Annotated in this window: 3 rRNA genes; all 3 read right to left on the reverse strand. The window is 54.6% G+C overall.

Annotation, left to right across the window (positions count from 1 at the left end):
* Window positions 1-115: 115 nt before the first annotated feature.
* A 5S ribosomal RNA gene (gene rrf / locus D7252_RS19700) occupies window positions 116-232 on the reverse strand.
* 108 nt (window positions 233-340) lie between these two features.
* Window positions 341-3,444 (reverse strand): 23S ribosomal RNA (locus tag D7252_RS19705).
* Between the two features lie 429 nt (window positions 3,445-3,873).
* Window positions 3,874-5,396, reverse strand: a 16S ribosomal RNA gene (locus tag D7252_RS19715).
* Together the 16S, 23S and 5S rRNA genes form the textbook arrangement of a ribosomal RNA operon.
* Window positions 5,397-5,656 lie beyond the last annotated feature (260 nt).

Consider the following 5,656-nt stretch of genomic DNA (forward strand, 5'->3'; position numbering starts at 1 on the left):
GGCGTTATGGCGCGGGCGACGGGTGGTTAACGCGAAAAGGCCACCCGATCGGGTGGCCTCATCGGCGAACGCAAAATGGCCACCCAGCTTTGGGTGGCCATTTTGTCTAAAAGAAGTCCGGCGGTGTCCTACTCTCCCACAGGGTCCCCCCTGCAGTACCATCGGCGCTGTGAGGCTTAGCTTCCGGGTTCGGAATGTAACCGGGCGTTTCCCTCACGCTATGGCCGCCGAAACACTATTGATGTTTCAATCAAACACATAACAAAGTCATTGTTGTTATGCGGTTCTCGACCGTACATCGAGAACCACTCAGTGGACGCGTAGCACCAACAAACGGTGTGTTATCAAGTCATCGGCTTATTAGTACCAGTCAGCTGCACACGTTACCGTGCTTCCACATCTGGCCTATCAACCCAGTAGTCTGGCTGGGAGCCTCTCACCCGAAGGTATGGAAGTCTCATCTTGAGGCCGGCTTCCCGCTTAGATGCTTTCAGCGGTTATCCATCCCGAACGTAGCTAATCAGCGGTGCTCCTGGCGGAACAACTGACACACCAGAGGTTCGTCCAACCCGGTCCTCTCGTACTAGGGTCAGATCCTCTCAAACTTCCTACGCGCGCAGCGGATAGGGACCGAACTGTCTCACGACGTTCTAAACCCAGCTCGCGTACCGCTTTAATGGGCGAACAGCCCAACCCTTGGGACCTACTCCAGCCCCAGGATGCGACGAGCCGACATCGAGGTGCCAAACCATGCCGTCGATATGGACTCTTGGGCAAGATCAGCCTGTTATCCCCGAGGTACCTTTTATCCGTTGAGCGACAGCGCTTCCACAAGCCACTGCCGGATCACTAGTCCCGACTTTCGTCCCTGCTCGACCTGTCAGTCTCACAGTCAAGCTCCCTTGTGCACTTACACTCGACACCTGATTGCCAACCAGGTTGAGGGAACCTTTGGGCGCCTCCGTTACTTTTTGGGAGGCAACCGCCCCAGTTAAACTACCCACCAGGCACTGTCCCTGAACCGGATTACGGTTCGAAGTTAGATATCCAGAGTGACCAGAGTGGTATTTCAACAATGACTCCACATGAACTGGCGTCCATGCTTCAAAGTCTCCCACCTATCCTACACAAGCCACACCGAACACCAATACCAAGCTGTAGTAAAGGTCACGGGGTCTTTCCGTCCTGCTGCGCGTAACGAGCATCTTTACTCGTAATGCAATTTCGCCGAGTTCGCGGTTGAGACAGTTGGGAAGTCGTTACGCCATTCGTGCAGGTCGGAACTTACCCGACAAGGAATTTCGCTACCTTAGGATGGTTATAGTTACCACCGCCGTTTACTGGGGCTTAAATTCTCAGCTTCGCCTTGCGGCTAACCGGTCCTCTTAACCTTCCAGCACCGGGCAGGCGTCAGTCCGTATACATCGTCTTGCGACTTGGCACGGACCTGTGTTTTTAGTAAACAGTCGCTACCCACTAGTCTCTGCGGCCTCCAAACGCTTTTGGGAGTAAATCCCTATACGCCGAAGGCCCCCCTTCTCCCGAAGTTACGGGGGCATTTTGCCGAGTTCCTTAACCACGATTCTCTCGATCTCCTTGGTATTCTCTACCTGACCACCTGAGTCGGTTTGGGGTACGGGCGGCTAGAACCTCGCGTCGATGCTTTTCTTGGCAGCATAGGATCATCCACTTTTTATTCGCATCGTGTCTCAGCCTATGTGAACGGCGGATTTGCCTACCGTTCGGCCTACGCACTTGCACCGGGACAACCATCGCCCGGCTGGACTACCTTCCTGCGTCACACCTGTTAATACGCTAACCGCACCAGAATGGGGTCGTGCGCTAGGCCCAGAGCGTCACCCCGAAGGGATCAGTCACTAGGATTCAGACACTTAGCACTACTGGATTAGCTTGGGCGGTTCTTCGCCGGTACGGGAATATCAACCCGTTGTCCATCGACTACGCCTGTCGGCCTCGCCTTAGGTCCCGACTTACCCAGGGAAGATTAGCTTGACCCTGGAACCCTTGGTCTTTCGGAGGACGTGTTTCTCACACGTCTTTCGCTACTCATGCCTGCATTCTCACTCGTGTAGCCTCCACGGCTGGTTTACACCGCCGCTTCTCTGGCCACACGACGCTCTCCTACCCATCAACACGGCTGGACCACGAAGGCCTACCAATAATGTCAATGCCACAACTTCGGTGGCGTGCTTGAGCCCCGTTACATTGTCGGCGCGGAATCACTTGACCAGTGAGCTATTACGCACTCTTTCAAGGGTGGCTGCTTCTAAGCCAACCTCCTGGTTGTCAAGGCAACTCCACATCCTTTCCCACTTAGCACGCGCTTTGGGACCTTAGTTGGTGGTCTGGGTTGTTTCCCTCTCGACTATGAAGCTTATCCCCCACAGTCTCACTGCTGCGCTCTCACTTACCGGCATTCGGAGTTTGGCTGACGTCAGTAACCTTGTAGGGCCCATCGGCCATCCAGTAGCTCTACCTCCGGCAAGAAACACGCAACGCTGCACCTAAATGCATTTCGGAGAGAACCAGCTATCACGAAGTTTGATTGGCCTTTCACCCCTATCCACAGCTCATCCCCTCAGTTTTCAACCTAAGTGGGTTCGGTCCTCCACGACGTCTTACCGTCGCTTCAACCTGGCCATGGATAGATCACTTCGCTTCGGGTCTAGGACATGCGACTGAATCGCCCTATTCAGACTCGCTTTCGCTACGGCTACCCCACACGGGTTAACCTCGCCACATATCGCTAACTCGCAGGCTCATTCTTCAAAAGGCACGCTGTCACCCCTACTAAGGAGGCTCCAACGGTTTGTAAGCAAACGGTTTCAGGTACTATTTCACTCCCCTCCCGGGGTACTTTTCACCTTTCCCTCACGGTACTTGTCCGCTATCGGTCATCTGGGAGTATTTAGGCTTATCAGGTGGTCCTGACAGATTCACACGGGATTTCACGGGCCCCGTGCTACTTGGGATACTCTTCGCGCCAAGCAAGGCATTTCGACTACGGGGTTGGCACCCTCTATGACCGGCCTTTCAAGACCGTTCGTCTATACCTTCTTGTAACGCCGCCACCTCGGCAGAGATGACTGAAAAGTCCCACAACCCCCAACGTGCAACACCTGCCGGCTATCACACACGCTAGGTTTAGCCTGATCCGGTTTCGCTCGCCACTACTAACGGAATCGCGGTTGCTTTCTCTTCCTGTGGGTACTGAGATGTTTCACTTCCCCACGTTCCCTCTACCCGCCCTATATATTCAGGCGGGAGTCACTAGGTCGGCACGCCGCCCAGCGGGGTTTCCCCATTCGGACACCCTCGGATCAAAACTTGCTTATCAGTTCCCCGAGGCTTATCGCAGATTGCTACGTCCTTCTTCGGCTCCAGATGCCAAGGCATCCACCGTTTGCTCTTAAAGACTTGAAATCACATGAGTTTGAATCAAAACTCGACCAGTCCGAAGACCGAATCGAAAAAATTGACTAATGATCTTTAAGATCATCTTGTGCAACACGATCCGAAGACCATGTTGCAAGATGCTCGCGTCCACTGTGTAGTTCTCAAAGTACGGGCGGTGCCCCAACCTGCCACCCCAAAGGGGAAACAGAAAGAGGCCCAGAAAAACCGACTGTGCTTCCAGCCCGAAGGCCAAAGCGCATCCGGTCCCTCAGGACCCAACAGCGTGCAGACACCCCGCTCACCAACCCCCACATTCCAACCAGCCCCCGAAGAGACCGACGTACTAGCAGAAATCAGCTGCGCTGATGTCATGTCAAATGTTCCACCCATGAGCTCCCAGCAGAGACGAACGCTCTGATCTGGGTTCTGGACTCCGAAGAGTCAGATGCTCCTTAGAAAGGAGGTGATCCAGCCGCACCTTCCGGTACGGCTACCTTGTTACGACTTAGTCCTAATTACCGATCCCACCTTCGACGGCTCCCTCCACAAGGGTTAGGCCACCGGCTTCAGGTGTTACCGACTTTCATGACTTGACGGGCGGTGTGTACAAGACCCGGGAACGTATTCACCGCAGCGTTGCTGATCTGCGATTACTAGCGACTCCGACTTCATGAGGTCGAGTTGCAGACCTCAATCCGAACTGGGACCGGCTTTTTGGGATTCGCTCCACCTCGCGGTATTGCAGCCCTTTGTACCGGCCATTGTAGCATGCGTGAAGCCCAAGACATAAGGGGCATGATGATTTGACGTCATCCCCACCTTCCTCCGAGTTGACCCCGGCAGTATCCCATGAGTTCCCACCATTACGTGCTGGCAACATAGAACGAGGGTTGCGCTCGTTGCGGGACTTAACCCAACATCTCACGACACGAGCTGACGACAACCATGCACCACCTGTTTACGAGTGTCCAAAGAGTTGACCATTTCTGGCCCGTTCTCGTATATGTCAAGCCTTGGTAAGGTTCTTCGCGTTGCATCGAATTAATCCGCATGCTCCGCCGCTTGTGCGGGTCCCCGTCAATTCCTTTGAGTTTTAGCCTTGCGGCCGTACTCCCCAGGCGGGGAACTTAATGCGTTAGCTGCGTCACGGAATCCGTGGAATGGACCCCACAACTAGTTCCCAACGTTTACGGGGTGGACTACCAGGGTATCTAAGCCTGTTTGCTCCCCACCCTTTCGCTCCTCAGCGTCAGTTACGGCCCAGAGATCTGCCTTCGCCATCGGTGTTCCTCCTGATATCTGCGCATTCCACCGCTACACCAGGAATTCCAATCTCCCCTACCGCACTCTAGTCTGCCCGTACCCACTGCAGGCCCGAGGTTGAGCCTCGGGATTTCACAGCAGACGCGACAAACCGCCTACGAGCTCTTTACGCCCAATAATTCCGGATAACGCTTGCGCCCTACGTATTACCGCGGCTGCTGGCACGTAGTTAGCCGGCGCTTTTTCTGCAGGTACCGTCACTTTCGCTTCTTCCCTGCTAAAAGAGGTTTACAACCCGAAGGCCGTCATCCCTCACGCGGCGTTGCTGCATCAGGCTTGCGCCCATTGTGCAATATTCCCCACTGCTGCCTCCCGTAGGAGTCTGGGCCGTGTCTCAGTCCCAGTGTGGCCGGTCACCCTCTCAGGCCGGCTACCCGTCGACGCCTTGGTGAGCCATTACCTCACCAACAAGCTGATAGGCCGCGAGCCCATCCCCAACCGAAAAATCTTTCCAAACGCAGACCATGCGGTCACGTCACATATCCAGTATTAGACGCCGTTTCCAGCGCTTATCCCAGAGTCAGGGGCAGGTTGCTCACGTGTTACTCACCCGTTCGCCACTGATCCACCCAGCAAGCTGGGCTTCACCGTTCGACTTGCATGTGTTAAGCACGCCGCCAGCGTTCATCCTGAGCCAGGATCAAACTCTCCGTAAAAAAGAAATGCATACAAACACAGGGAAAACCGTGTCCGCAGCGAGTTTGATGCTGACCAAAGAGACAAATCATTGCTGACTTTATCCGTTGCCAACCCCCAAAGGAGTTGGTCTTTGATCCAAAGGAATTCTCACCCAACCCGAAGGCTGAACGAGGATAATTTGGCATTTGACAAGTGCACGCTGTTGAGTTCTCAAGGATCGGATGCTCCCACGACCCAGCCATCACGACCAGGCCCGAAGGGCAACTTCTCTATCTTA

This window comes from Microbacterium sp. CGR2, assembly GCF_003626735.1.
Classification (GTDB): Bacteria; Actinomycetota; Actinomycetes; order Actinomycetales; family Microbacteriaceae; genus Microbacterium.